This is a genomic window from Pseudomonas sp. G34, from assembly GCF_031119625.1.
Classification (GTDB): domain Bacteria; phylum Pseudomonadota; class Gammaproteobacteria; order Pseudomonadales; family Pseudomonadaceae; genus Aquipseudomonas.
In genome coordinates, this window is record NZ_JAVHZV010000018.1 from 109,464 (window position 1) to 134,514 (window position 25,051).

Annotated in this window: 22 protein-coding genes; 12 read left to right on the forward strand and 10 right to left on the reverse strand. The window is 64.2% G+C overall.

The genetic code is table 11. From position 1 onward, the window contains the following. Positions 1 to 18: 18 nt before the first annotated feature. Positions 19 to 843, reverse strand: a complete 825-nt coding sequence (gene ttcA / locus QYS36_RS13065) for a tRNA 2-thiocytidine(32) synthetase TtcA (protein ID WP_192425498.1) — start codon at positions 841 to 843, stop codon at positions 19 to 21. A gap of 121 nt (positions 844 to 964) precedes the next feature. Between ttcA and QYS36_RS13070 the strand changes: the two genes are divergently transcribed. Together QYS36_RS13070 and QYS36_RS13075 are read left to right on the forward strand one after the other, a co-directional pair. Next, positions 965 to 1,543 carry a DNA-J related domain-containing protein gene (locus tag QYS36_RS13070; RefSeq protein ID WP_308839887.1) on the forward strand — a complete coding sequence of 193 codons (579 nt, stop codon included), beginning with the start codon at positions 965 to 967 and terminating at the stop codon, positions 1,541 to 1,543. Between the two features lie 70 nt (positions 1,544 to 1,613). Next, positions 1,614 to 2,108: a SprT family zinc-dependent metalloprotease gene (locus tag QYS36_RS13075; protein ID WP_308839888.1), complete on the forward strand. Its 495-nt coding sequence runs from the start codon at positions 1,614 to 1,616 to the stop codon at positions 2,106 to 2,108. A gap of 63 nt (positions 2,109 to 2,171) precedes the next feature. On the opposite strand, the gene QYS36_RS13080 is transcribed toward QYS36_RS13075, so the two are convergent. From QYS36_RS13080 to QYS36_RS13095, 4 genes are all read right to left on the reverse strand, one after another. Then, on the reverse strand, positions 2,172 to 3,059 hold the full coding sequence (locus QYS36_RS13080) for a chemotaxis protein (protein WP_308839889.1): 888 nt from the start codon (positions 3,057 to 3,059) through the stop codon (positions 2,172 to 2,174). Between the two features lie 80 nt (positions 3,060 to 3,139). Next, positions 3,140 to 3,376, reverse strand: coding sequence for a glutaredoxin family protein (locus tag QYS36_RS13085; protein WP_308839890.1), 237 nt, complete (start codon positions 3,374 to 3,376; stop codon positions 3,140 to 3,142). Positions 3,377 to 3,433: 57 nt separating this feature from the next. Beyond that, entirely contained in the window at positions 3,434 to 4,558 is a 1,125-nt protein-coding gene (locus QYS36_RS13090) for a DUF5610 domain-containing protein (RefSeq protein WP_308839891.1), read from the reverse strand. A gap of 80 nt (positions 4,559 to 4,638) precedes the next feature. Next, a complete protein-coding gene (locus QYS36_RS13095) occupies positions 4,639 to 5,847 on the reverse strand; it encodes an ammonium transporter (protein ID WP_308839892.1) in 1,209 nt (402 codons plus the stop codon). A gap of 369 nt (positions 5,848 to 6,216) precedes the next feature. Between QYS36_RS13095 and QYS36_RS13100 the strand changes: the two genes are divergently transcribed. From QYS36_RS13100 to QYS36_RS13125, 6 genes are all read left to right on the forward strand, one after another. Further along, positions 6,217 to 6,546: a YqjD family protein gene (locus tag QYS36_RS13100; protein ID WP_013790966.1), complete on the forward strand. Its 330-nt coding sequence runs from the start codon at positions 6,217 to 6,219 to the stop codon at positions 6,544 to 6,546. A gap of 12 nt (positions 6,547 to 6,558) precedes the next feature. Beyond that, complete coding sequence (locus tag QYS36_RS13105; RefSeq protein WP_308839893.1) at positions 6,559 to 6,945, forward strand: phage holin family protein; 387 nt, start codon at positions 6,559 to 6,561, stop codon at positions 6,943 to 6,945. Beyond that, positions 6,942 to 7,271 (forward strand): hypothetical protein, encoded by a 330-nt coding sequence (locus QYS36_RS13110; RefSeq protein WP_308839894.1) that lies wholly within the window; start codon positions 6,942 to 6,944, stop codon positions 7,269 to 7,271. Before QYS36_RS13105 ends, QYS36_RS13110 begins: the two co-directional genes overlap by 4 nt. A gap of 83 nt (positions 7,272 to 7,354) precedes the next feature. Then, entirely contained in the window at positions 7,355 to 8,509 is a 1,155-nt protein-coding gene (locus QYS36_RS13115; protein WP_308839895.1) for an EAL domain-containing protein, read from the forward strand. Positions 8,510 to 8,626: 117 nt separating this feature from the next. Further along, positions 8,627 to 9,958: a deoxyguanosinetriphosphate triphosphohydrolase gene (locus QYS36_RS13120; protein ID WP_308839896.1), complete on the forward strand. Its 1,332-nt coding sequence runs from the start codon at positions 8,627 to 8,629 to the stop codon at positions 9,956 to 9,958. Between the two features lie 2 nt (positions 9,959 to 9,960). Beyond that, positions 9,961 to 11,073, forward strand: a complete 1,113-nt coding sequence (locus tag QYS36_RS13125; protein ID WP_308839897.1) for an FUSC family protein — start codon at positions 9,961 to 9,963, stop codon at positions 11,071 to 11,073. A 52-nt stretch (positions 11,074 to 11,125) separates the two neighbouring features. Here QYS36_RS13125 and QYS36_RS13130 read toward each other — a convergent pair whose 3' ends face one another. Beyond that, positions 11,126 to 11,470 carry a YggL family protein gene (locus QYS36_RS13130; RefSeq protein WP_308839898.1) on the reverse strand — a complete coding sequence of 115 codons (345 nt, stop codon included), beginning with the start codon at positions 11,468 to 11,470 and terminating at the stop codon, positions 11,126 to 11,128. A 209-nt stretch (positions 11,471 to 11,679) separates the two neighbouring features. On the opposite strand from QYS36_RS13130, the gene dacB reads away from it, so the two are divergent. Next, entirely contained in the window at positions 11,680 to 13,158 is a 1,479-nt protein-coding gene (gene dacB, locus QYS36_RS13135) for a D-alanyl-D-alanine carboxypeptidase/D-alanyl-D-alanine-endopeptidase (RefSeq protein WP_308839899.1), read from the forward strand. A gap of 98 nt (positions 13,159 to 13,256) precedes the next feature. Here dacB and rlmKL read toward each other — a convergent pair whose 3' ends face one another. Then, positions 13,257 to 15,503: a bifunctional 23S rRNA (guanine(2069)-N(7))-methyltransferase RlmK/23S rRNA (guanine(2445)-N(2))-methyltransferase RlmL gene (gene rlmKL / locus QYS36_RS13140; RefSeq protein WP_308839900.1), complete on the reverse strand. Its 2,247-nt coding sequence runs from the start codon at positions 15,501 to 15,503 to the stop codon at positions 13,257 to 13,259. A 423-nt stretch (positions 15,504 to 15,926) separates the two neighbouring features. Here rlmKL and rmf point away from each other — a divergent pair, with 423 nt between their 5' ends. After that, positions 15,927 to 16,142 (forward strand): ribosome modulation factor, encoded by a 216-nt coding sequence (gene rmf, locus QYS36_RS13145; protein ID WP_073268316.1) that lies wholly within the window; start codon positions 15,927 to 15,929, stop codon positions 16,140 to 16,142. A gap of 95 nt (positions 16,143 to 16,237) precedes the next feature. On the opposite strand, the gene QYS36_RS13150 is transcribed toward rmf, so the two are convergent. Together QYS36_RS13150 and QYS36_RS13155 are read right to left on the reverse strand one after the other, a co-directional pair. Beyond that, positions 16,238 to 17,260, reverse strand: coding sequence for a quinone-dependent dihydroorotate dehydrogenase (locus QYS36_RS13150; RefSeq protein WP_308839901.1), 1,023 nt, complete (start codon positions 17,258 to 17,260; stop codon positions 16,238 to 16,240). Between the two features lie 350 nt (positions 17,261 to 17,610). Then, positions 17,611 to 17,832, reverse strand: coding sequence for a DUF2835 domain-containing protein (locus QYS36_RS13155; protein WP_308839902.1), 222 nt, complete (start codon positions 17,830 to 17,832; stop codon positions 17,611 to 17,613). A 155-nt stretch (positions 17,833 to 17,987) separates the two neighbouring features. Between QYS36_RS13155 and QYS36_RS13160 the strand changes: the two genes are divergently transcribed. Next, entirely contained in the window at positions 17,988 to 18,851 is an 864-nt protein-coding gene (locus QYS36_RS13160; protein ID WP_308839903.1) for a DUF6685 family protein, read from the forward strand. An 85-nt stretch (positions 18,852 to 18,936) separates the two neighbouring features. Then, the gene (locus tag QYS36_RS13165) at positions 18,937 to 19,944 is read left to right on the forward strand and encodes an alpha/beta hydrolase (RefSeq protein ID WP_308839904.1); all 1,008 of its coding nucleotides are present in this window, start codon (positions 18,937 to 18,939) and stop codon (positions 19,942 to 19,944) included. A 157-nt stretch (positions 19,945 to 20,101) separates the two neighbouring features. Here the strand turns inward: QYS36_RS13165 and QYS36_RS13170 are convergent, their stop codons facing one another. Next, positions 20,102 to 24,970 (reverse strand): NAD-glutamate dehydrogenase, encoded by a 4,869-nt coding sequence (locus QYS36_RS13170; RefSeq protein ID WP_308839905.1) that lies wholly within the window; start codon positions 24,968 to 24,970, stop codon positions 20,102 to 20,104. Positions 24,971 to 25,051: the final 81 nt, after the last annotated feature.

Consider the following 25,051-nt stretch of genomic DNA (forward strand, 5'->3'; position numbering starts at 1 on the left):
CGTGGTCAGCCCTCGAAATTACAGATTCATCACGTTGAGAAAGCGCGGCGTGGCCTGCTCGTCGATCTTCAGGCTGGTGAAGTCGAACAGGTTACGGTCGGCCAGTTGCGAGGGCACCACGTTCTGCAGAGCGCGGAACATGATCTCGGTGCGGCCCGGCGATTTGCGCTCCCACTCCTGCAACATGTCCTTGACCACCTGGCGCTGCAGGTTTTCCTGGGAGCCGCAGAGGTTGCACGGAATGATCGGGAATTCCTTGAGCTTGCTGTAGGCCTCGATATCGGCCTCGTTGCAATAAGCCAGCGGGCGAATCACCACGTTGCGCCCGTCGTCGGCGCGCAGCTTGGGCGGCATGGCCTTGAGGGTGCCGCCGTAGAACATGTTGAGGAAGAAGGTCTCGAGAATATCGTCGCGATGGTGACCGAGGGCCATCTTGGTCGCGCCGATCTCGTCAGCGAAGGTGTACAGGGTGCCGCGGCGCAGCCGCGAGCACAGCGAGCAGGTGGTCTTGCCTTCCGGGATCTTCTCCTTGACCACCGAATAGGTGTCCTTTTCGACGATGTGGTACGCCACACCAATGGACTCCAGGTAGGCCGGCAGCACGTGCTCGGGAAAGCCCGGCTGCTTCTGATCCATGTTCACCGCGACGATCTCGAAGTTGATCGGCGCGACCTTCTGCAGGTACAGCAGGATGTCGAGCATGGTGTAGCTGTCCTTGCCACCGGACAGGCAGACCATGACCTTGTCGCCCTCCTCGATCATGTTGAAGTCGGCGATGGCTTCGCCGGCCTGGCGACGCAGGCGTTTTTGCAGCTTGTTCTGATTGACCGAGAGGGTGCCCATGGCGCGCAAGAATCCGCTATAAGTACTGAAGCCGCGCATTTTACCCAGAAAACGAGGCGCACCCCAGCCACAAAACGGCTAACCGTCGGCAACGCGCCAGCTCATCGACCAAGGAAAGCCGATGAATCAAGACACCTTACCCAGCAGCAGGCTGCTCGAGTTGCTGGAGGCCTCGCCCGACGGGCTCTCCGAATACGAACTGCTGTTGCGCCTGAGCCGCTGGCAAGGCCGTGACGAGCGCCTACCCAGCGACACCCTGGAGCTGTTTCGCAGCCACTTCCTGCTGTTCCATACGCTGTACCGGCTGCGCGATCAGCTGCATGCCGAGCGCCGCGCCTCCTTGCAGATCAGCCCGCTGTGCATTCGCCTGCTGCCTTACCAGGGCGCCGAAAGTGCGCTGAGCGAGCGCGAGCCGCTGCGCGACTATTATCTGGATCTCAGCCACCTGCGCGACACCGGCGCGGAGGATGTCGAACGGATGCTCGGCGCGTTCTGGATGCGCATGCAGGGCGGCGAAGACAAGCAGCAGGCACTGGCCACCCTGGAGCTGGACGAGCAGCAGGGCGTGCTGGATCTGGCAGCCATCCGCCAGCGCTATCGCCAGTTGGTCAGCCTGCACCACCCGGATCGCGGCGGGTGTACGCAGCAGCTGCAACGCATCAACAGCGCCATGGAAACCTTGCAGCGCTACTACCGCTGAGGCGCTTCACCCTGCAGAAAAGATCGATCTGCGGCATAATTGCGGCCAGTTACCAGCCTTCGTAGCGACCATGTCCGAGCAGATTCACGCCCGCGTCGAAGCCTGCTATCAGCAGGCAGAAAGTTTTTTCAAACGCCCTTTCACCCGCCCCCAGGTGAGCTTCAAGCTGCGCGGGCAGAAAGCTGGCGTGGCGCACCTCACCGAAAACAAGCTGCGCTTCAACCCCCAGCTTTACCGCGAGAACCAGGAAGACTTCCTGCGCCAGACGGTCGCCCACGAAGTGGCCCACCTGATCGCCCACCAGTTGTACGGCCTGAGCATTCAGCCCCACGGCGAGGAATGGCAGTTGATCATGCGTGGTGTCTACGAACTGCCACCACACCGCTGCCATAGCTACGACGTGAAGCGGCGCCAGGTCAGCCGCTTCATCTACCGCTGCCAGTGCCCACAGGGTGAGTTTCCGTTTTCCGCGCAGCGCCATGCGCTGGTGGCAAAGGGGCGCCGCTACTTCTGCCGGCGCTGCAAGATCACCCTGCAGTTCACCGGCGAGCAGCGCGTCGAATAGGATCGAGCTGCGGGGACGCTTCGGCGCACGCGCTGTGCGGCGAGAAACGTCAACCGACCGACCCTAGTCGTTCAGGCGCTGAAAGGCACGCAGCAGCGCGTGGCTGAGGTCGACGCTGGAGAACTTGGTGAGCACGTCGTTGGCGCCGACTGCGCGGGCCTTCTCGGTGTTCATGGTGCTGTCCAGCGAGGTGTGCAGCAGCACATAGGTGTCGCCGAGTTCGGCGTCCTTGCGGATCTGCTGAACCAGGGCATAACCATCCATTTCCGGCATTTCGATATCCGAGACCAGCACTTCGACGGGCCGCCCCTCCTCCCGCGCCGTTTGCAATACCTCAAGGGCACTGGCGGCGCTGCGCACGGCCTGGCAATCGAGGTCGAGCTTGCGCAGGGTGATCAGCGTCTGCTGCAAGGCGACCTGGGAGTCGTCGACCACCAGCACCCGGCGGCCCTGCAGGAGCTGCCGCTCGGCCGGGCTCAGCAGTTGCTCGCTGACCTCCTCAAGCGGCGCCGGGGCGATTTCATGCAGCACCTTCTCGATGTCGAGGATCTGCACGATGTTGCCGTCGATCTGCGTCACGCCGGTGATGAACGCACGCGAACCGGCGCCCGAGGGTGGCGGGCGAACATCCCGGGTCGAACACTGCACGATGCGTTCGACACTGTGCACATGCAGGCCCTGCCGCGAACGGCTCAGCTCGGTGACGATCAGGCAGCCTTCGCCACTGTCGTTGCCGCCACGTTCGCCAATCGCACGGGCCAGATCGATGACCGTCAGCGCCGAGCCACGCAAAGTCGCCACGCCGCGCACATGGGGATGCCGGCTGGGCATCTTGGTCAGCGCGGGACAGGGAATGATCTCGTTGACCTTGAGCAGGTTGATGCCCAACAGGCGCCCGTTATGCAACCGAAACAGCAGCAGCGACAGCGCGTCGCCGAGCACCATATTCATACCCGCATCTCCCCATCCATCAAAACGAAAAAAGTGGCCTGACTGCATAGCGCCCGGCTCGTTGCTCTAGTGGCAGTGAGTCAGCCCAGAAAAGCGGCTACCTGCGGCGCGTCGAACGGCCAGTGCAACTCGGCGCCGGTGTCGGTGCGCCGCAACACCGGAATGACCAGCGCATAGCGTTCCAGCAGCCCGGGCTGCTCGGCGATATCCAGCAGCTCGACCAGCAGGCCGTTCTCCACGAACGGCATCAGCACGGCCTCCGCGTAGTCACACAGGTGACAACCGAGGGTGCCCAACAGCTGGCATTCAGGAAGCATGGTCGACGCAGCCTGCAAGGTGACAGAGCGCGCAGTCTATCACCTCCGTCCGGTTGCTCAGGTCTTCTCGCCAGCCTGCTTGCCTTGCGGTGCCAGCGTCGAGTCGAGCACCCCCTGCAAGCCGTCGAGCAGGCGCCCATTGATCTGCTCGGCCTTTTCCAGGCGCCCCGCATCGAAGCGCTCGTCCAGCGAGAAGCCGCCCTTGAGCAGATCCTGCAACAAACCCTTACCATCGCTGACCCAGGCATCGGCCGTTCGCAGGGCATCGAGCAGGCCCTGGGCGTAATCGGTAAGCGCACCATTGGTCGCGCTGGCTGACTGCCCGCCCTGGTTGGAGACCGCCCCATAGGTGTCGGTGGCCTGGCGCACGCTGGTCTGGGTCAGGCGCAGGGACATGGAGGCCAGTTGCGAGCTGTCCATGTCCAGCGCCATGGCACGATCGAAAGCCCCGGCCATGTCACCCGAATAGAAGGAATTGGACAGATCCTGCACCTGATTGAAGAGCTTCCCCAGGGCGGCCTTTTCCTCATCATCCAGCTCGCCCTCGACCTCCACCTGCCAGCCGCCGATCTGCAGGCTGCCGGACTGGCTGCCCGCGCCTTCGCTACGTGACCACGCAGCCGAGGCCTGGGCCACCGATACGCGCAAGCGGTCGCCGTCACGGGTGGTGATGTTGAGCTCGAAGCTTTCCGCCACGGCGGCGAAACGGTCGCTGGAGGTCGGCGTGACGCCCTTGCTTTCACCGTTGGCCGGCACGGCACCGTAGAGCTTGTCGAGGCCGGCGAAACCCTGCTCGATGCGCTTGAAGGTATCGTCGATGTCCGTGGCGACCTTGTCCTTGAGCAAGCCCATGCCGTCGAGCATCTTGCGCGCCTCGTCAAAGCCTTTCTGGACACCAGAACGAGCCTGATCGAGAAGCTGCTGCAATTTCTCCGGATCAGCGCCGGAAGCGGCTTCACTCTTGAGGCGCTGCTCGATGAAACCCAGCACGCGATCAGCGACTTTCTCCGGGGAGAAGTCGTCCTGCTTGGCATTCAACGAGCCTGGCGGCAGGCCAAGGCGTTCGGCCAGGCGGTTGGACAGCGCGGCCTGGGCATCGGCCGCGTTGCGAATGGTAGGCTGGCCGCCGAGTTGCGGCGAGCGGCCTGTCGTGGAAGTCGACAGCGGGATGGAAATAGCCATGGCAAGTCACCGAAACGGGAGCATGTCCAAGGTTGACGGCAGGCCTCGACAAAAGTTTAGGGCTGGGGACGGTTAACTGCTCAGTCCTGGCTTACCGCGCCGATCTTGTGGATCGACAGATCGGCGCCGTAGTACTCCTGCTCCTGGCTCAGGCGAATGCCCACCAGTACCTTGAGCAGGCCATACACCGCAAACCCGCCGAGCAGTGCCACGGCCACGCCGGCCAGGCTACCGGCCAGCTGGCTGGCCAGGCTCACGCCGCCCAGGCCGCCCCATAGCGGTTGGCCAAAGATGCCGCAGGCGATGCCGCCCCAGACGCCGCACAGGCCATGCAGGGGCCAGACGCCCAGCACATCATCGATTTTCCATTTGACCTGCGTCGCGGTGAACGCCCAGACGAACAGCGCACCGGCGATGGCGCCAGTGACCAGCGCGCCCACCGGATGCATCAGATCGGAGCCGGCGCAGATGGCAACCAGCCCGGCCAGCGGGCCGTTGTGCAGGAAGCCCGGGTCGTTGCGCCCGACGATCAGCGCCGCCAGGGTGCCGCCGACCATCGCCATCAGCGTGTTGACCGCCACCAGCCCGCTGATGCTGCCCAGGGTCTGGGCGCTCATCACGTTGAAGCCGAACCAGCCGATGATCAGCACCCAGGAGCCCAGCGCCAGAAACGGAATGCTCGACGGCGCCATGGCCACCAGACGGCCGTCCCGATAGCGTCCATCACGGCGCCCCAGCAGCACTACCGCGGCAAACGCCAGCCAGCCACCGACCCCGTGCACCACCACCGAGCCGGCGAAATCGTGGAACGGCGCACCGAAGCGTTCCTGCAGCCAGGCCTGCAAGCCGAAGTTGCCGTTCCAGATCATGCCTTCGAAAAACGGGTAGACGAAGGCGACGATCAGCGCAGTGGCGCACAGCTGCGGGCCGAACCGTGCGCGCTCGGCAATGCCCCCGGAAATGATTGCCGGAATTGCCGCCGCGAAGGTCAGCAGGAAGAAGAACTTCACCAGCGCATAGCCATTGCCGGCGACCAGCACGCTGGCCGGATGCAGGAAGCTGACCCCGTAGGCGATCCAGTAACCGACGAAGAAATAGGCGACGGCTGAAATGGCGAAATCCGAGAGGATCTTCGACAGCGCATTGACCTGGTTCTTCTGCCGGACGGTGCCGACTTCCAGAAAGGCGAAGCCGGCGTGCATGGCCAACACCATGATCGCGCCAAGCAGAATGAACAGCGTGTTCGAACCGTGAATCAGGGTTTGCACGGCACTGTCGAGGTTTTCCATCGAAGCACAGACTCCGCAGCGAAAAGCACCAAAAAAGAACACAGGCCCAACAAGAAGCACCATTTACAGGCACACCACCTTGTCACGTCACGCACCCATTCCGAGCGCACCAGGCTCTCGGCGCTCCATCGCCCGCTCTTTTCTGAACTTATTCTTTGATTATCAATTAGTTAGTTAAGCACCAGAGAGATGCCTCGAAGGCCGGCCAGCACCATAAGCATGCATCGCGACCAACGTCGCGGCTCGTCAATGCAATGCCTGTGCCCTTCTTTATTCCCCCCTCCCAGCCAGTACGCAGATAGAGTGAACCTGCCCGGGGTGCGCCACTCGAACCCCTTACACCGCCTCATACCTACAGGAGATTGATCAATGGCACGCCCCCTCCCCCCGCGCCCCGCAGCTCCCGCCAACAAGGAAGAGCTGCTGGAAGAATTCCAGGCACTGGTTCGTGACACCGAAACCCTGCTGCAGCACTCGGCCAGCCTGGTCGGCGACCAGGCCGAAGAGCTGCGCGCGCAGATCCGCGACAGCCTGGGCCGTGCACGCACCACCCTGAAGAACACCGAGGAAACCGTGGTCCAGCGTGGCCGCGCAGTGGCCGGCGCGACCGAAGACTACGTGCAGACCCATCCGTGGCAGACCATCGGCATTGCCGCCGGCATTGGTATACTGATCGGCATGCTCATTAGCCGACGTTGATCAGGACAGCCCATGGATGACAGCCAGACAGCAGCACCTCCCAGCCGCGGCCCCTCGCCGCGGCGCCTGGCCGGTGCGCTGCTCGGGCTGGTTCATGGGCATGTCGCACTGTTCAGCGAAGAGCTCAAGGAACAGCAGGCGCGCACCGTCACCCTGCTGATCCTGACGGGCCTCTGCGTGCTGTTCGGCCTCATGCTGATCATCGGCGTGTCGGCCGCCCTGCTGATTCTCTTCTGGGACACCCAGCGTATTCTGGTCATCAGCCTCCTCTGCCTGTTCTACGCGCTGGGGCTGCTTGGCTGCGGCTGGAATCTCGTTCAACGTATGCGCAATGCGCCTGCCCCGTTTAGTGCCAGCCTCGAAGAACTGGCGCGTGATCGGGAGCAACTGCTGCCATGAGCGACAAGAACACTCAGCAACTGCGCAAGACCATGCTGCGCCTGCGCCTGGAAATGCATCGCCAGGAAATCCGCCATGAAACCCTGGTCATTCTGCAGCCACTGCAGAAAGCCAAGGACCTGGGTAGCCACTGGCGCCAGGAATTAAAGGCAAGCAATGCACCAATCTGGATCACCGGCGGTGTGTTCGCCTTGACGGTGCTGGGCATGCGCGGGGGCCAATGGCGCCGCTGGCTACGCATGGCACTTGGCGCCTTTCCCGACCTGCGCAAACGCGCTCCGCGGGATACCGGCGAAAAGCCAGCAGAAAAACCCGACCACGCTTAAAACTGGCCACCTTATTGCTTGATAGGGCGCTCAACGCCAGCTAACGCCTGGCTCCCTGCCCGCTCTCACTAAGGATGTGCCCGGTGCTCGACGGTCAACCTGTCGCCGTCTTCCAACCTTTCATCGATACCGCCAACGGGCAAATCGCCGGCGTCGAGGCGCTGGCCCGTTTGCGCGATGCGCAGGGGCGCCTGCATTCCGCCGGCCCCTTGTTCGCCGACCCGAAAACACCTGCCGCGGCCCTGCGCAGGCTTGACCGGGCCATTCGCGAGCAGGCCTTCGCGCGCTTTCATGCGGCCCCCGCCCACTGGTTCCTGAGCGTGAATATCTCCCCTCGCTGGATCGGCCGCTTGCGCCCCGCACAGGCGCTGCCAAGCCTCAAGCAACTGGCAAGCAGCGGCATCGCTGCACAGCGTGTGGTGTTCGAGATAACCGAGCTGGGTGGTGCCAGTGCACGGCTTGCCGCCGTGGCCGCTCGCTACCGCGAGGCCGGAGTGCGCATTGCCATCGATGATTTCGGTGCAGGCTATTCGCAACTCGACCGTGTGCTGGCGCTGCGCCCCGATATTCTCAAACTCGACATGCGCCTGTTTCAGGAGGCGGCCCGCGGCGGGCCCAGTGGAGAGGTGGTCAAGGCGCTGGCGCTGATGGCGGAAAAGACCGGCTGCTGGATCATCGCTGAAGGTGTGGAGACCGAGGCCGAACTGCATTTCGCGCTGGAGTGCGGCGCCCGTTTTGTACAGGGCTACCTGTTCGCGAAACCGGAGCTGGAGTTCTTCGATAGCGACGCGTTCGTCGAGCACTTCGCCAGGTTGCGCGACGCCTATGTACAGAACAAGCTCGCCGAGCGCCTGCGCCTCATGGCGTTGCGCAGGCAGCTCGCCGAGCTGTTCACGCAGCTGAAAAGCGACACCCAGTCGCTCGCGCCCGCAGTCACGCCAGCCACCTACCCATGGCTGCTGCGCCTTTACCAATGCGACAGGCATGGCACCCAGATCACCCCGAACCTGGAATGGCGCGATGGCAGGTGGCAAGCCGATGATCGCTACCTGGGCCACAACTGGTCCTGGCGCCCCTACTTCTATCAGTTGCTGGCCGAAGGCTGGGACGAGCGCCGCCTGATCCTGTCCAACACCTACCGCGACGCCACGACCAACCAGTATTGCCTGACCGCCGGGCAGTTCATCGAGGATGGCGCGCGCCTGCTGCTGGTCGATATCGACGCCAGTGGACTTTAGTGGATACGGCCTTGCAGTTGCCCGAATGAACAGGGAAGCTAGCGGGCATTCGCCTGTGCGGCTCCGCTGGCAAGAGCGCACATCTTTGACCCGCGGTACCCGGTAAAGGAAGCACGCTTGGACTGGCAAACACTGCTCACCCGTGAACGTCTCGGCAAACCGTCGGCCAGCGCCGATGAACTGGGACGCAGCCCTTTCCACAAGGATCACGACCGGATCATCTTCTCCGGCGCCTTTCGCCGCCTGGGCCGCAAGACCCAGGTGCATCCGGTATCCAGCAACGACCACATCCACACCCGCCTGACCCACTCGCTGGAAGTCAGTTGCGTGGGCCGCTCGCTGGGCATGCGGGTTGGCGAAATGCTGCGCAGCGAGCTGCCGGCCTGGTGCGAGCCCAGCGACCTGGGCATGGTGGTGCAATCGTCCTGCCTGGCCCACGACATCGGCAACCCGCCGTTCGGCCACTCCGGCGAAGACGCCATCCGCCACTGGTTCCAGCAGGCCGCCGGGCGTGGCTGGCTGGACGCCATGAGCGACGCCGAGCGCGGCGACTTTCTCAGCTTCGAAGGCAACGCCCAGGGTTTTCGCGTGCTCACCCAGCTGGAGTACCACCAGTTCGATGGCGGCACGCGGCTCACCTACGCCACCCTTGGCGCCTACCTGAAGTACCCCTGGACCTCGCGGCATGCCGAGGCACTGGGCTACAAGAAGCACAAGTTCGGCTGCTACCAGAGCGAACTGCCGCTGCTCGAACAGATCGCCAGCAAGCTGGGCCTGCCGCTGCTCGAGGAGCAGCGCTGGGCGCGCCATCCCCTGGTTTACCTGATGGAGGCCGCTGACGATATCTGCTACGGCCTGATCGACCTGGAAGACGGCCTGGAAATGGAGCTGCTCGACTACGCCGAAGTGGAGTCGCTGCTGCTCGATCTGGTCGGCGACGACCTGCCGGAAACCTACCGCCAGCTCGGCCCCCGGGACTCGCGTCGGCGCAAGCTGGCGATCCTGCGTGGCAAGGCCATCGAACACCTGACCAACTCGGCCGCCCAGGCCTTCGTCGAGCAGCAGCCCAGCCTGCTGGCAGGCCGCCTGGAAGGCGACCTGGTCGAGCACATGCACGGCCCGGCCAAGCACTGCGTACAAGCGGCCAAGGCCATGGCCCGCGAGAAGATCTTCCAGGACAAGCGCAAGACGCTGCACGAGATCGGCGCCTACACCACCTTGGAAATTCTCCTCAATGCCTTCTGCGGTGCGGCGCTGGAACAACACGGCGGGCGCACGCCGTCATTCAAGAACCGTCGCATCCTCGACCTGCTGGGCCATAACGCGCCCGACCCGCACTGGCCGCTGTACCGCTCGTTCCTGCGCATGATCGACTTCATCGCCGGCATGACCGACAGCTACGCCACCGAAATGGCGCGGGAAATGACCGGTCGCTCGAGTCCGGTCTGAGCATGGGCCAGGTATTCAGGCAGCTGTTCAGCTGGCATGCCGGGCCACCCGCCTGGGGCTCGGCGGTGGTCGCCGGGCTGGGTTGTGCACTGCCGCTGCTGCTCGGTTTGTTCAGCGCCCACCCGGGGTTCCTGTGGGCCTCGGTTGGCGCCTTCCAGGCCGCCCAGGCCAATCCGCTGCACCGCTTCGGCATGTTGCGCATGCTGCTGCTCACCGGCCTGGGGGCGTGCAGTGCCGGCCTGGGTTTCTGGTCGGCCACCCATCCACTGATCAGCCTGTCGCTGTTCGCCGGCTTCGGCCTGCTGCTGGCCTGGCTGCAGCGCTTTGGCACCGAAGCCGGCAAGCTGGGTATCGGCCTGACGGTGTGCCTGTGCCTGGGCCAAGGCCAATACGGCAGCAGCATGCTCAACAACCCCAACGCCATCGCCATGCTGTTCATGCTCGGCGGGCTCTGGGTGATGCTCCTGGCATTCGGCCTGCGTGGCCTGCATGGCTTGCGCATGTGGCCACACATGCCGCGCCTGATCAGCCTGCTCAAGGTGCTGCGCCGCCACGCCGGGCGCCAGTCCCGCCAGCAATGGGGCCTGTACGCGCTGGGCTGCACGCTGGCGGTGTCCATGGCCGGCTTGATCGTCAACCTGGCGCACCTGCAGCGCGGCTACTGGCTGACCCTGGCGGTGGTGACCACCTTGCAGCTGGAATTCCGCGGCAGCCTGGTGCGGGCGCTGCAGGCGAGCATGGCCAGCCTGACCGCCGCCGGCCTGCTGATCCTGTTCGGCCATAGCCTGCAGAGCCCGCCGCTGATGGTAGCCATCATGCTGCCGCTGATCATGCTCAGCCGCGCCCTGCAGGCCAACCACTACGGCCTGTTCGTGCTGCAGACGACGGTCTGTTTCGTGCTCCTGGCCGAGAGCCTGGCCAAGGATTGGCACCTGCCGCAGGTACGCCTGTTCAACGTCACCCTGGGTATCCTGCTGACCCTGTTCATCGCCCTGCTGATGCACGGCCTGCGCCAGTGGCTGGATAACCGCGAAGCCGCCAGGCAACGCGCCACGGCGATCAGCGAACGAGCGCCGGCGCAGCAATCGGAAACGAAGGTAGCGAGTGACGAGTGAGCCGCGTAGCGCGGTACAAAAGAAAAGGGCCTCGAATGAGGCCCTCGGTGGATCAGGAAGCCGAGTTGATCTCTTTTTCCGGGTACCACACGTCCAGCAGCGGGCTGACGCTGAAATCGACCAGCTCGGAACGGCCCTTGAGCCAGGCTTCCACGGCGGCACGTTGTTCTTCGCTGACCGAACCACGCTTGGCCAGACACACCAGGCCGTAGTCGTCACCGCCAACATAGCCCAGGCCGTTGGCGTTCATCGCGTCGCTCAGGAAGGCATCGAGGAAGGCGTCGACCGCTTCATCGCTCAGGTCTTCCTTGAAAGTCAGGTTCAGCTCGAAACCCAGCTCCTGAAACTCGTCCACACAGAGTTTCTTGCGCAGACGACGGGAACGATTGGTAGCCATGGGTATAGATCCTTGCAGAGTGATAACGCGCGGCACTCTACCAGTTTCGTGGCGGCGATGCCCGCCGACCGACGAAAAATCCCCCGTGCTGCTGCGGCGACGGCCGGCATTGGATCGGCGGCCATAAAATCCCCCAATCACGGCCCCTTGGCGGCCATCTCATGGGGCATAATGCGCGGCATCGTCCCAAACCGCTGTGGGAGCTCGTAATGCGATTTTCCGTTGTACCCGCTGTTCGGAGGCTACGCATCCTCCGCCCTCTGGCTTTCGCCTGCCTCGTCCTGCCCACGGCCCTGCCTGCCCATGCAGCCATCAGCGCCAACCTTCCGGAAAGCGTGACCAAGAGCCTGAAGGCCAACAAGATCGGCCAGCAGTCGCTGTCGGTGGTGACCCTGCCGCTCAACGGCCCGGGCAATGGCACCATTTTCAATGCCGATGTGTCGGTGAACCCGGCCTCGACCATGAAGCTGATCACCACCTTCGCAGCCCTGGAGATACTTGGCCCGACCTTCCAGTGGAAGACCGAGTTCTACACCGACGGCCAGCTCAAGGACGGCGTGCTCAACGGCAACCTGTACCTCAAGGGTGGCGGCGATCCCAAGCTGAACATGGAAAAGCTCTGGTTGATGCTGCGTGACCTGCGTGCCAACGGCGTGCGCCAGGTGACCGGCGACCTCGTGCTCGACCGCAGCCACTTCGTGCAACCGGATCTGCCGGCCTTCAATGATGATGGTGGCGATGCCAACAAGCCCTATCTGGTCACCCCCGATTCGCTGCTGGTCAACCTCAAGGCGCTGCGCTTCATCGCCCGTGCCGAGAATGGCAAGGTCACGGTAGCCGCCGAGCCGCCCCTGGCCGGGTTGACCCTGGACAACCAGGTCAAGGTGCTCAAGGCCGGCAAATGCCCGGCCTGGCCGGATGTGCGCTACAACCCGGTCAAGGAATTCGACGGCACCCGGGTGATCGTCACTGGCCAGCTGACCGACGGCTGCAGCGCCCAGACCTACCTGTCACTGCTCGATCACCCGGCTTATGCCGCCGGTGCGGTACGGGCGATCTTCGGCGAGCTGGGCGGCAGCATCATGGGCAAGGACCGCCAGGCCGACGTGCCGAAGAGCGCCACCCTGCTGGCCCGCGCCTTCTCGCCAGACCTGGTGGAGATCATCCGCGACATCAACAAGTACAGTAACAACACCATGGCCCGCCAGCTGTTCCTCAGCATCGGCGCGCAGAACCGCAACGAGGCGGATGTCGACGATGCCCACGCCGCACAACGGGTGATTCGCGCCTGGCTGGCCCGCAAGGGCATCACCGCACCGCAACTGGTGATGGAAAACGGCTCCGGGCTGTCCCGCGCCGAACGCATCAGCGCTCGGGAAATGGGCCGCATCCTCGAGGCGGCATGGAAGAGCCCCTATGCCGCCGAGTTCATCAGCTCGATGCCGATCGTCGCGCTGGACGGCACCATGCGCAAACGCCTGCGCAACACGCCGATGGCCGGCCAGGCGCACATCAAGACCGGCACCCTGAACAACGTGCGCGCCATCGCCGGCTTCAGCCGCGACAGCAACGGCAACAGCTGGGCCGTGGTGGCCATCCTCAACGACCCGAAACCCTGGGGCGCCTCGGTGATTCTCGATCAGGTGCTGCTCGACCTCTATAAGCAGCCGAAGAGCGCCGCCAGATAATGGTATGAGGTACCCCGGGTCGAGCCTAGCGACACCCGGGGGATCGCCCTGGGTATCGCTACGCTCAACCCAGGCTACGGTTTTCTATCGTTGCGGCGTTACTTGGCCATCACCTTCCAGGCGCGGTGGATCTTGGCGTTGCGCGCGAAGTCCGGATCGATGGTCTGGGCGGTAATTTCCTCGACCTGATAACGCGCCGGCAACTGCTCGTCGAGGGCGAACTTGCGGAAGTTGTTGGAGAAATACAGCACGCCGCCCGGCGCCAGGCGCGCCATGGCCATGTCCAGCAACTGCACGTGGTCGCGCTGCACGTCGAACACGCCTTCCATGCGCTTGGAATTGGAGAAGGTCGGCGGGTCGATGAAGATCAGCTCGTACTCGCCACGGTCGTCGGCCAGCCAGCTCATCACGTCGCCCTGCTCCAGGCGGTTCTTGTCCGAGAAACCATTGAGCGACAGATTGCGGCGCGCCCAGTCCAGGTAGGTTTTCGACAGGTCGACGCTGGTGGTGCTGCGCGCGCCACCCTTGGCCGCATGCACGGATGCCGTGGCGGTGTAGCAGAACAGGTTGAGGAAGCGCTTGCCGGCGGCCTCCTTCTGGATGCGCAGGCGCAGCGGGCGGTGGTCGAGGAACAGCCCGGTATCCAGGTAATCGGTGAGGTTGACCAGCAGCTTGATGCCGCCCTCCTTCACCTCCATGAACTGCCCCTGGACCGCCTGGCGCTCGTACTGCTTGCTGCCGCTCTGCCGCTCGCGGCGCTTGATCACCACCTTGCTCTTGTCGATGCCGAGCGCCTGGGGAATCGCCGCCAGGGCATCGAACAGCCGCGCCTGGGCCTTTTCCGGGTCGATCGAACGCGGCGCCGCGTATTCCTGCACATGCACCCAGTCGTGGTACAGGTCGATGGCCAGGGCGTACTCGGGCATGTCGGCATCGTAGAGGCGGTAGCAGTCGACGCCTTCGCGGCGCGCCCATTTGCCGAGCTGCTTGAGGTTCTTCTGCAGGCGGTTGGCGAACATCTGCCCGCCCTCGCTCAGGCGCGCCTGCTCGACCGGCGCTGGGGCCGGCTTGATCGGGTTGCCGTTGCGGTTGAGCTTGGGCGCCTCGGCCTGCAACTCATTCTGCTCGCGTTCACGTTCGCGCTGCTCCGGCGTGCGCCGCTCGCCGGTGACGAACTGCTCGGGCTGCACCTTGATCAGCAGCAGTTTGCACGGCAAGGCGCCGTTCCAGAACGAATACTGCTTGTGGCTGCGGATGCCCATCCGCTTGCCCAGATCGGGCGCACCGGTGAACACCGCTGCCTCCCAGCCCATGCAGGCCTGGCGCAGGCGCTCGCCGAGGTTCTGGTAGAGGTACAGCAGGCTGGCCTCGTCGCCCAGGCGCTCGCCGTAGGGCGGGTTGCTGATCACCAGCCCCTTCTGGTTCTGGTCCGGGCGCGGCTCGAAGGTCGCCACCTCGCCCTGGTAGACCTTGATCCAGTCGCTCAACCCGGCGCGGTCGATGTTGTTGCGCGCCGGCTGGATGAGTCGCGGGTCGGCTTCGTAGCCACGAATCCATAGCGGCGGCTTGGCCATACCGGCTGCAGCGCGCTCCTCGGCTTCGGCACGCAGGCGGCTCCAGGTGGCCGGCACATGACCCAGCCAGTTGCTGAAGCCCCACTGCTCGCGCGTCAGATTCGGCGCGATATCGGCGGCGATCATCGCCGCCTCGACCAGGAAGGTGCCCACGCCGCACATCGGGTCGGCCAACGCGCCACCCTCGGCGGCGATCCGCGGCCAGCCGGCGCGGATCAGCACGGCAGCGGCCAGGTTCTCTTTCAACGGCGCCGCACCCTGCTGCAGGCGGTAGCCGCGCTGGTGCAGGCTGTGGCCGGAGAGATCCAGGGAGAGGATCGCTTCGCCACGATCCAGGCGCAGGTGCACGCGCAGATCCGGGTTGAGCTTGTCCACCGAGGGGCGAGTGCCGTCGGCCTGGCGCAGCTTGTCGACGATGGCGTCCTTGACCTTCAAGGCGCCGAAGTGGGTGTTGTCGATCCCCGAGCCATTACCACTGAACTCCACGGCCAGGCTGCCACTGGGCTCCAGGTGCTCGAACCAGTCGACACCGAGCACGCCCTCATAAAGGCTCTCGGCATCGCGCACCGGGAAGCGCGCCAGCACCAGCAGCACCCGGTTGGCCAGTCGTGACCACAGGCACAGGCGATACGCCGTCTCCATGCTGGCCAGGCCGCGAATTGCCGAGGTGTGCTCGCGGGCCTCGTTGAGGCCCAGCGCCTTGGCTTCCTCGAGCAACAGGCCTTCGAGCCCCTTGGGGCACGTGAGGAAGAGTTCGTTATCGTCCGACATCAGAAATCCAGTGCCCGAAGGCGGTAATGGGTTTGGCCCAGTGGTGGGCGCAACCAAAAATAAGTGACAAGAAGTCGCAATGCGACCCTTCGTCTGAATAAATTGCAGCTGCAATCGATAGCCATTCACGATGGCAAAACACCAGCAACGTTCACACAAGCCGCTGGTAGCGCGGGTTTCAGCCAGCAACGCGGCTAGCAGCTGAAAAGCTTATGGCCTCACCCTCGAAAGCGTTACGTCCTTATGACAAATCGATCATTCACAGCGCATCGCACATTCGATAGAAATCTACCCAGGCCGTCGTCGCAATGACGTCGGCACATGGAGGCTCGCGACGCCGGCAGCGGACTCCAACGGCAGACCTTCTGCCTGACCTTCCAAAGGTCTACGGGACATACAGTCAACAAGTGAGGGCAACACCCTATGAGAAGACTTAAGCGTGATCCGTTAGAAAAAGCATTTTTGCGCGGCTATCAGTACGGTATCAGTGGTAAATCCCGCGAGCTGTGTCCTTTCACTCTTCCGTCCGTGCGTCAAGCCTGGCTCAATGGCTGGCGTGAAGGCCGCGGTGACAACTGGGACGGTTTGACCGGCACTGCCGGTATCCATCGACTCAACGAACTTCGCGCTGTCGGCTAAAGCCAAGGACCTACCGACTTCACCAAGCACGCTCCATCCGAGCGGCGGGCGAGAGCCCAGGGCTCCCTTAGGGAGCCCTTTTTATTGCCCGTGATTCAGCGCCGCGCCGCGGCAATGGCGTCTACCGCTTCGCGAATCAACGCCGGCCCCTTGTAGATGAAGCCCGAATAGATCTGCACCAGGCTCGCCCCTGCGGCGATCTTTTCGGCGGCATGCCGGCCTTCGGTGATGCCACCGGCGGCGATGATCGGCAACCTCCCCCCCAGTTCGCTCGCCAACACGCTGACCGTGTGGGTGCTCTTGTCACGCACCGGCGCACCGGAAAGCCCACCGGCCTCATTGGCGAACGCCAGGTTCTCGACGCCCTCGCGGCTCAGCGTGGTGTTGGTGGCGATCACCGCATCCATGCCGCTTTCCAGTAGCGCGGTGGCGACCTGCACGGTTTCCTCGTCGCTCATGTCCGGGGCGATCTTGATCGCCAGCGGCACACGCCGGCCATGGCTGAGGGTCAGTTGGTTCTGGCGCTTGTGCAGGGCATCGAGCAGTTGCTTGAGCGAATCGCCGAACTGCAGGCTGCGCAGGCCCGGCGTGTTCGGCGAGCTGACGTTGACGGTGATGTAGCTGGCGTGGGCGTAGACCTTGTCCAGGCAGATCAGGTAATCGTCCACCGCACGCTCGACCGGGGTATCGACGTTCTTGCCGATGTTGATGCCCAGCACGCCACGGTATTTGGCTGCCTGCACGCGGGCCAGCAGGTGGTCGACGCCATGGTTGTTGAAGCCCATGCGGTTGATGATCGCCTCGGCCTCCGGCAGGCGGAACAGGCGCGGCTTGGGGTTGCCCGGCTGCGGCCGTGGGGTGACGGTGCCGATCTCCACGAAACCGAAGCCCAGCCCGGCGAAACCGTCGATGGCATCGCCGTTCTTGTCCAGGCCCGCGGCCAACCCTACCGGGTTGGCGAACTGCAGCCCCATGACCGTTACCGGCAGGCTGCTCGGCGCCTTGCACAGGCGCCCGGCCAGCCCCAGGCGGCCAGCGGCGCCGATCAGGTCGATGGACAGCTCGTGGGAAGTTTCCGGGGACAGTTTGAATAGCAGCTCGCGGGCCAGGTTGTACATGGGCAGGCTTAGCTCGGCAGTGGCGAAATCGAAAGTCGCGAATTATAGCCGGCCAAGCCTTCGCGTAGCGAGGATTAGAGCCCGTTCACGCTCTCGCGAGCTAGATACGCAAGAAGCGGCAACTACAAGGCAGAAGCGGCCGTTCCCACCGTAGGGTGGACAACGCTCTTTTTGTCCACCATTTCGATCGCAGAGCGGTGGACGGATGAAGCGTCGTCCACCCTACGAAAGGCCCCTTACGCCACTATTCAGATCTGTAGGGTGGGCTTTAGCCCACCACTGCAAATGGCCGCTTTCGCCGCTTAGCTGCCAAAATCGACGAACCTGGCCTGAAGATTATGAACAGGTTCTCAGGGCAAGCGCCGCAGGCTGAGCAGCTCACCGGCATCGTTGAACTCGAGCTCGAAGGAACCATGAATACCGGCGTGGGTCAGAAACGCGCGGAAATGGTGGGCCGGAATGCTGACCCGGCGCCCGTCACGGCTGAGCGCCTGAATGCGGTTGGCCCGCCCCTGATAGATCGCCTGCACGCGGTCTGCGGGTAATGCGATATCCAGAACCAGGCTGGCCATGGAGGCTCCCTTGCAAATCAATCGACGGATTCTGCCACACTCCCAGGCGCTGCACGCGCCACGCCGCAACATCGCCGACATTCTGCACCGGGGTCGTGCAACTGGCCGCCAGCTCTGCCACACTGCGCCAGGCAAACCGACGTACGTGAGCTGCCATGAGCCTGCCTGAACAGCCCAGCCTTCTTGCCTCACGCCTGGCCGCCCTGGCCCAGCGCGTCGGTCTGCTTGGCCGCGGCTGCAAGCCGATCTTCGAACGCGCCAGCCAGTTGCAGCTGCCGTTCTCCGCCATCCCCACCTTTGCCGACAACATCTGCTGGCTCGGCGGCCCGCCGCTGCAGCGCCTCAAGGATCTGCCGCGCAGCGCCCTGTCCGGTCCGGTGCAGGAAGACAAGGCCGAAGCCCACGCCGCGCTGATCCAGCTCATCGAGGTCGAGCATCGCCATCTGCCGCAGTTCGACCTGCGCCTGGTCGACAGCCTGGTGCATTGCGACGGCAGCTACGGCAGCCTCGAGGACTACGCGGCCAGTGAAGCCTGCCGGCAGATTCGCATCATCAGCTATCGCGACTTCCTCAAGCACCTGAGCAAGGCGCTGCCCGACTATCCGCAGCAGGATCTCGAGCTGTTTCACGCCCAGTGGCGCGGCGAGCGGCTGTTCTGGGCTGGCGAGGCGAATCCCGAAGCGTTCGCCAGCGCAGTGGCCTATGCGCGGCTGCGCGGCCTGGAAATCACCCTGCCGGCGCACATTACCTACTACCGCATCAGCCCCGCCGGCCTGCGCGACCTGGAACAGCGTTACCACGCCCTGGCGATGCCCTGCGCGGCCTGGAGCGATGCCTGCTTCATGCAGCTGTTGATGGAGCACGAGGTGCCCTATGCGCGCCTGAGCTTGCTGCGCACGCCGGGCTCGCCGGAGTTCCTGTTGCTGCCCAAGCATTCGCCCCAGGCCTGCGCGCTGGGCGAAGGGCTGCTGCAGGCCGGCGCACCGGACATGCTGCGTTACGTGCGGGAACTCGGCTGACCGACAGGTTTTGTAACCACTTGGGCGAAATGCGCGCGGCAATGGCGGGTCACTCTTTGCTCCCCTCTTCGTCTGGAGCATCGCCGTGCGCACTACCCTCGCCTCTTTGCTGATCGCAGCCAGCCTGCCTGCCCTTGCTGCCGAAACGCCGCGCTATGGCGCCGAGCTGCAAGGTTTCGACTACCCCCATGCAGTCAAACGCTTCAACTTCGAATCCCAGGGCAACGCGGTGCAGATGGCCTACATGGACATCCAGCCCGAGCAGGCCAACGGCCGCACCGTGCTGCTGATGCATGGCAAGAACTTCTGTGCGGCAACCTGGGAAGGCAGCATTGCGGCGCTCAGCGCCGCGGGTTACCGCGTGATAGCGGCGGACCAGATCGGTTTCTGCAAATCCAGCAAGCCGGCGCATTACCAATACAGCTTCCAGCAACTGGCCAGCAACACCCATGCACTGCTCGAACAGATCGGTGTCGACAAGGTGACCGTCATGGGCCACTCCATGGGCGGCATGCTCGCCACCCGCTACGCCCTGCTCTACCCCGATCAGGTCGAGCAACTGGTGATGGTCAACCCGATCGGCCTGGAGGACTGGAAAACCCTCGGCGTGCCTTACCTGAGCGTCGATCAGTGGTACCAGCGCGAACTGAAAACCACCGCCGAGGCCAGCCGCAACTACCAGAAGAACACCTACTACGCCGGCCAGTGGCGGCCCGAGTTCGATCGTTGGGTCGACATGCAGGCAGGCATGTTCAACGGTGACGGCAAGGAGATCGTCGCCTGGAACTCGGCGCTGACCTACGACATGGTCTACACCCAGCCGGTGGTCTACGAATTTTCCGAACTGCAGATGCCCACGCTGTTGCTGATCGGCGAGCAGGACAACACCGCCATCGGCAAGGACGCCGCCCCCGAGGCCGTGCGCGGCAAACTGGGCAACTACAAGGCACTGGGCCCGGCCACCGCCAAACGTATCCCCGACGCGACCCTGGTGACCTTCCCCGACCTTGGCCATTCGCCGCAGATCCAGGAGCCTGAGCGCTTTCACAAGGCACTGCTCGACGGCCTGCAGAAGAAACCCGCAGGCAGTTGAAGTCGTCGCTGCGTGCAGCGATAAGCAGGGCCGGTAGTCCCGGCTGTCGCCGCGCACGCCGCAAAGCCATGCCCTGCTTGAAAGTCGGTGCAAGGCCACACAAAAAAACGCCCCGAACCAGTCGGGGCGTTTTTTTCAGGTGCAGCGCTTACTCAGTTCAGCTTGGCAGCACCGGCAGCTGGCTTTGCGCCAGGTCGCTCAGTTCACGATTGGCCACGGCGTACATGGCGTAATCGCTGCCCGAGGCCGAACGCAGCTCGGCGAGCATGGCCTTCCAGCGGTCGACCAGGCGACGATTCTGCTCGAGCCAGGCCTCGACACGCGCCTCGATCGACTCGGGGCCGTTGGCCAATTGCAGAACGGAGACGGTGATGGCGCGCTGCTGCGCGTCCAGGTCGTCCCGGAACGCCTCGCGGGCCAGGGCCTGCCAGTTGCTTTCCACGCTCAGGCCGCTGATCTGCTGCAGGTACCACGACAGGTCCAGTGCATCGGACACCGCGAAGTAGGCAGACGCCACCTCGGTCGGCTCGCGACCGGTGAGGTCCGCCGACTCGATGATCGGCAGCAGCGTGTACAGATGACCGGTGCCGGCCACCACGCGCGACAGCAGCTCCGGCACGCCAGCCTCGACGTAGGTCTGGTAGCGCGCCATCCACTCGTCACGGGCCGGGCCTTCGAGCAGCTCGTCCAGGCGCATGGCCAGGGCTTTCACACGTGGCCCGAGGTGGGCGACATCGCGGGCGGCGTCCAGGTCGTTGCGGCGGCTGCGCAGGTACCAGCGCGTGGCGCGACGGCCCAGGCGCATCAGCTCGTCCATCATGGTCAGCTGCAGGTCGGCGGGCACCTGGTTGTCCAGGGCCTCGATCTGCCGCCACCAGAACGGCAGGTGGAAGACGTCACGCACCACCACATAAGCCGCGGCAACCTGCGCCGAGCCCACGCCAGTGGACTCCTTCAGGCGCTGCACGAAGGTGATGCCCATGTGGTTGACCAGATCGTTGGCGATCTGCGTGCTGACGATCTCGCGCTTGAGGCGGTGACGGCGCATGGCCTCGCCGTACTCCTGGGCCAGGCGCGCCGGGAAGGCGGTTTCCATCTCCCGCGTCAGGTAGTCGTCATCGGTGATATCGGACTTGATCAGGGCTTCCTGCAGCTCGATCTTGCTGTAGGAAATCAACACCGACAACTCGGGGCGGGTGAGGCCCTGGCCCTTGGTGGCGCGCTCGTTGAGTTCTTCCTCGCTGGGCAGGAACTCCAGGGCGCGGTCCAGCTTGCCGGTGGCTTCCAGCGCGGCCATCAGGCGCTTGTATTCACCCTGGCGTTCGCGGGCACGGCGCTCGGCCAGCGATAGCGCCTGGGTCTGCTTGTAGTTGTTGCCCAGAACCAGATTGCCCACGTCCTCGGTCATCTCGGCGAGCAGCGTGTTGCGCTGCTTGCCGGTCATGTCGCCGGCGGTGACGATCTCGTTGAGCAGGATCTTGATGTTCACCTCGTGGTCGGAACAGTCCACCCCACCGGCGTTGTCGATGAAGTCGGTGTTGCTGGCCCCGCCATTGAGGCCGTACTCGACGCGGCCGAGCTGGGTCATGCCCAGGTTGCCGCCCTCGCCCACCACCTTGGCACGCAGTTCGCGGCCGTCGACGCGCAGCACGTCGTTGGCCTTGTCGCCAACGTCGGCATGGCTCTCGCGGCTGGACTTGACGTAGGTGCCGATACCGCCGTTCCAGATCAGGTCGACCGGCGCCTTGAGCAGCGCGTTGAGCAGCTCGGTCGGCGCCAGCTTGTCGGCCTGGATGTCGAAACGCGCCTTCATCTCCGGGCTGATGGCAATGCTCTTGGCGCTGCGCAGGAAGATGCCGCCGCCCTGGGAGATCAGCGACGCGTCGTAGTCGGCCCAGCTCGAACGCGGCAGGTCGAACAGGCGCTTGCGCTCGACGAAGCTGCGCGCGGCATCCGGGTTGGGGTCGATGAAGATATGCAGGTGGTTGAAGGCAGCGACCAGCTGCAGCGACTCGGACAGCAGCAGGCCATTGCCGAACACGTCACCGGCCATGTCGCCGATGCCGATCACGGTGGTCAGATCCTTCTGCACGTCGATGCCGCGTTCACGGAAGTGACGCTGCACCGAGACCCAGGCGCCCTTGGCGGTAATGCCCATGCCCTTGTGGTCGTACCCGGCCGAGCCGCCCGAAGCGAAGGCGTCGCCGAGCCAGAAGCCATATTCGTTGGCGATGCCGTTGGCGATGTCGGAGAAGGTCGCGGTGCCCTTGTCGGCGGCAACCACCAGGTACGGATCGTCGCCATCGTGGCGCACCACGTTGGCCGGTGGCGCCACCTCGCCTTCTTTCAGGTTGTCGGTGATGTCCAGCAGGCCGCTGATGAAGATGCGGTAGCAGGCGATGGCCTCGGCCTGGATCTCGTCACGGCCGCCGCCCAGCGGCAGGCGCCGCGGCACAAAGCCGCCCTTGGCGCCGACCGGTACGATCACCGCGTTCTTGACCTGCTGGGCCTTGACCAGGCCAAGCACTTCGGTACGGAAGTCCTCTTCGCGGTCGGACCAGCGCAGGCCGCCGCGCGCCACGTTGCCGAAGCGCAGGTGCACGCCCTCGACCCGCGGCGAATAGACGAAGATCTCGAACTTGGGCACCGGGCGCGGCAGGTCGGTGATCGCGCTGGGGTCGAACTTGAAGCTGAAGTAGCCCTTGTTCTCGCCCGAGGCATCCGGCTGATAGAAGTTGGTGCGCAGCGTGGCCTTGATCAGGTCCAGGTAGCGCCGCAGGATGCGGTCTTCGTTGAGCACCGCGACGTTGTCCAGGGCACCGAGAATCGCCTGCTCGAGCTTGTGCTGCTTGTCGTGCAGGTCATCGGCACTGAGCTTGCGCGCCAGGTAGAAGCGGGTCTTGAACAGGCGCACCAGCTCGCGGGCGATGTCCGGGTGGTTGAGCAGCGTGTTGGCGATGTAACCCAGGTCGAAGCCCAGGCGGATCTGCTTGAGATAGCGGGCATAGGCGCGCAGCAGCGCCACGTCACGCCAGGCCAGGCCGGCGGTCAGCACCAGGCGGTTGAAGGCGTCGTTCTCGGCGTCGCCGTGCACGATATGCACGAAGGCATCCTGCAGGGTGTCGTTGAGCTGCTGGATATCCAGCTGCAGCCCTTCGCTGTAGGTAAAGGCGAAGTCGTGAATCCAGTACTCACGGCCGTTCTGATGCTGCAGGCGGTAGGGGAACTCACCCAGCACACGCAGGCCGAAGTTCTCCAGCACCGGCATCACGTCGGACAGCGCCAGCGGGTTGTCGGCCTGGTAGAGCTTGCAGTGCAGCTGACGCTCGCCGGGCACCAACGGCTGGTAGAAGCTCATGACCAGCGGGCGCTCCTCGGAGAGGCTGCGCAGGTGCTGCATGTCGACCACCGCCGAATGGGCCGGGAAACGCTCGCGGTAGCCGGCCGGGAAGTGTTTGGGGAAGTCGGTGAGGATGCGCGTGCCCTTGGCCTCGCCAAAGTTCTCCACCACCAGTGCAGCGTACTCGTCGGTCCAGGAACGGCAGGCCTGCACCACTTCGCGCTCGAGCTGTTGCGGGTCGATGTCCAGCTTGGTCTTCGGGTCCACGCGCAGAATGAACTGCACCCGCGCCAGCACCGACTCGGAGAAGTAGGTCCAGAACTCGCAGTCGCTGGCCCGCAGGCGGTCGACCAGCACCTGCTGGATGCGCAGGCGGGTCTCGGTGGAATAGATGTCGCGCGGCACATAGGCCAGCGCGTAGACGAAACGGCCGTACGGGTCGAAGCGCAGGAACAGGCGTACCTTGTTGCGCTCCTGGATCTGCACGATCGACAGCGCGGTACTGGCCAGCTCGTCGACCGGCGTCTGGAACAGGTCGTCGCGCGGCAGCACTTCGAGCACCTTGACCAGTTCCTTGCTCAGGTGCCCCTGGGAAATGAAACCGGAGCGTTTCTCGACATCGGCAACCTTGCGGCGGATGTAGGGAATCTCGCGCACGCTCTCGCTGTAGGCGGTCGAGGTGTAGATGCCGAGGAAACGGCATTCCTTGACCACCTTGCCGGAGGCGTCGATTTCGCGGATGGAGACGAAGTCCGGGTATGCCGGGCGGTGCACGCGGCTCGGTTGCGCGGCCTTGGCGAACGACAGCAGGGTCGGCTCGCGCAGGTAGGCCAGCGCATAGGGCTCGATGTGCAGGTCATCCTGGCTCAGGCCGCTGCGCAGGCGCCGGGACAGGCCGAGCAGCGAGCTCTCGTCGTACTGCAGATGGCCGCCATTGGCGGCGTCATGCACGGTGAACTCCTCGTAGCCGAGGAAGGTGAAATGGTTGTCCTGCAGCCAGGCGAGGAACACCTTGATTTCTTCCAACTCGGCCGGATCGGTCACACCATGGCCGAAGCTGCCGTCACCGAGCTTGCTGAGCAACTCCTGGGCCTTGGCCTTCATCGGCTGGAAGTCGGCCACGCTCAGGCGCACTTCCTCGAGCACGTCGAGCAGGGTCTTCTGCAGCGACTTGATCTCGACGTTGCTGGCGCAGCGGTTGATTTCCAGGAACATCAGCGATTCGAGGCTGACATCCGCGCCGGTGCTGCCCTTGGGCAGCAACTCGAGCAGCGCGCCCTGGGCATCACGGCGCACGCTGAGCACGCTGTTCTGCAAGGTATGAATGCTGTGACCGCGGCGTTTCAGCTCGATGCGCACCGAGTCGACCAGGAACGGGATGTCCGGGTGCAGCACCTCGATGCCGGTGTGGGTGCTCTGCCAGCCATGCTTCTCGTAGTCGGGGTTGAACACGCGAACCTGCGGCTGGGCCGGGTCGAACTGGGCCAGCAGGCGCCAGGCAGAAAGAGTACAGCCAACCAGGTCGGAAAGTCGCCGCTGGGTCAGCTCTTCGAGTGCGATGATGCCGAAGAACTGTTCAGCGAACAGGGAGACCTGTGGCAGGTCCTGCTCGCTGACGTGCTGCGCCAGGGCCGCTTGCAGTTGATGCTGGAAGTCGGCTTTGCTGGCCGCGGTGAAGAACGCCATGCTTGTACTCCGTCTGTAGGCTTGGTTAGTGCGATTGTTGTTTCCGTACGTAGTTCAACCTTAGACCGGCTACCTGCAAAC

Coding starts and splice junctions, on each gene's coding strand:
- QYS36_RS13080 (WP_308839889.1), bottom strand. CDS start 3,059: ATGAATATGGTGCTCGGCGACGCGCTGTCGCTGCTGCTGTTTCGGTTG.
- QYS36_RS13130 (WP_308839898.1), bottom strand. CDS start 11,470: ATGGCTACCAATCGTTCCCGTCGTCTGCGCAAGAAACTCTGTGTGGAC.
- QYS36_RS13085 (WP_308839890.1), bottom strand. CDS start 3,376: ATGCTTCCTGAATGCCAGCTGTTGGGCACCCTCGGTTGTCACCTGTGT.
- QYS36_RS13105 (WP_308839893.1), top strand. CDS start 6,559: ATGGATGACAGCCAGACAGCAGCACCTCCCAGCCGCGGCCCCTCGCCG.
- rmf (WP_073268316.1), top strand. CDS start 15,927: ATGAGAAGACTTAAGCGTGATCCGTTAGAAAAAGCATTTTTGCGCGGC.
- QYS36_RS13090 (WP_308839891.1), bottom strand. CDS start 4,558: ATGGCTATTTCCATCCCGCTGTCGACTTCCACGACAGGCCGCTCGCCG.
- QYS36_RS13070 (WP_308839887.1), top strand. CDS start 965: ATGAATCAAGACACCTTACCCAGCAGCAGGCTGCTCGAGTTGCTGGAG.
- QYS36_RS13095 (WP_308839892.1), bottom strand. CDS start 5,847: ATGGAAAACCTCGACAGTGCCGTGCAAACCCTGATTCACGGTTCGAAC.
- rlmKL (WP_308839900.1), bottom strand. CDS start 15,503: ATGTCGGACGATAACGAACTCTTCCTCACGTGCCCCAAGGGGCTCGAA.
- dacB (WP_308839899.1), top strand. CDS start 11,680: ATGCGATTTTCCGTTGTACCCGCTGTTCGGAGGCTACGCATCCTCCGC.
- QYS36_RS13100 (WP_013790966.1), top strand. CDS start 6,217: ATGGCACGCCCCCTCCCCCCGCGCCCCGCAGCTCCCGCCAACAAGGAA.
- QYS36_RS13110 (WP_308839894.1), top strand. CDS start 6,942: ATGAGCGACAAGAACACTCAGCAACTGCGCAAGACCATGCTGCGCCTG.
- QYS36_RS13170 (WP_308839905.1), bottom strand. CDS start 24,970: ATGGCGTTCTTCACCGCGGCCAGCAAAGCCGACTTCCAGCATCAACTG.
- ttcA (WP_192425498.1), bottom strand. CDS start 843: ATGGGCACCCTCTCGGTCAATCAGAACAAGCTGCAAAAACGCCTGCGT.
- QYS36_RS13150 (WP_308839901.1), bottom strand. CDS start 17,260: ATGTACAACCTGGCCCGCGAGCTGCTATTCAAACTGTCCCCGGAAACT.
- QYS36_RS13075 (WP_308839888.1), top strand. CDS start 1,614: ATGTCCGAGCAGATTCACGCCCGCGTCGAAGCCTGCTATCAGCAGGCA.
- QYS36_RS13155 (WP_308839902.1), bottom strand. CDS start 17,832: ATGGCCAGCCTGGTTCTGGATATCGCATTACCCGCAGACCGCGTGCAG.
- QYS36_RS13160 (WP_308839903.1), top strand. CDS start 17,988: ATGAGCCTGCCTGAACAGCCCAGCCTTCTTGCCTCACGCCTGGCCGCC.
- QYS36_RS13125 (WP_308839897.1), top strand. CDS start 9,961: ATGGGCCAGGTATTCAGGCAGCTGTTCAGCTGGCATGCCGGGCCACCC.